The organism is Paenibacillus sp. A3, assembly GCF_001399685.1.
Lineage (GTDB): Bacteria > Bacillota > Bacilli > Paenibacillales > NBRC-103111 > Paenibacillus_G.
In genome coordinates, this window is record NZ_JTHN01000256.1 from 1 (window position 1) to 879 (window position 879).

Sequence of the window (879 nt, forward strand, 5' to 3'; positions counted from 1 at the left end):
AAAATAAACCGCAGCGATCTGCCGCGCATACCAACACCCCCGGTTCTTCAATACCTATTCGAAAAAGAATGACGATAAAGTGCCGTACAAAGTTTCAACCTGTACGGATCTGTGTAATAAGTGGGTACACGAATGCGTCACGCCGTCCGGCGGAAAATAACGAATCGAGGAGTGTTGACCTATGACCCGTAAAAAAACGCTGCCGTCGATCACCAAGCCCTTTTCCCACGTGCACGCTACGCTCAAAACGATGGGATTCACCGAACTGCCGTCCCGGGAAGGAAGCACGTACGAATTGACGTTTCGCGATTCCGCTTCGCTGCTGGAATTTCCGTACCGTATCTATACGCACACGCAGGAGAACGGCCAGACACGCGTTGACTTGAACGAGGCCGGCTTCGTTGCGCAGCAAAATATACCCGTTTCGGCAGCCGCCGCTGCCCAAGAGATGTTGGCGGAGCTTCAGCAATATATGGAATACGGCCCGGCCAAGACGAAGCCGACTGAATCAACGCCGATCGGCAAAGCGATGAACGGCAAGATGGCCAACAACGAGAAAGAGGTCCGACAGCTTGGCAAAGTGATGGCAAGCCTCCCGACGAATTCGCAGGTGATGGAAAAGGGCATGATGCCGGACCCTATGCAATGAGATCGCCCGATAGCGGATTGCTTGGAGCTTCCTTTGAGACTCCTGAGCTTGTTGAGAGAGTGGTCAGTTGAGGTAATAGAGGTGTTACGAGAGGGAGGGGTATCTACTTCCGGTCGCTGTTGTCGGCGGGTCTTCTTATATATAAACGCTTCTAACGGACTTTTTACGCCGACCTATCTGAACGATTCAGTCCTATACATTTATTTCACTCATGCGTCTATTTCACTAAT

At 51.4% G+C, this 879-nt stretch carries 1 protein-coding gene; it reads left to right on the forward strand.

All coding sequences use genetic code 11. From position 1 onward, the window contains the following. Positions 1-181 precede the first annotated feature (181 nt). Entirely contained in the window at positions 182-649 is a 468-nt protein-coding gene (locus QJ48_RS31565; protein WP_054977301.1) for a hypothetical protein, read from the forward strand. The last annotated feature ends 230 nt before the right edge of the window (positions 650-879 follow it).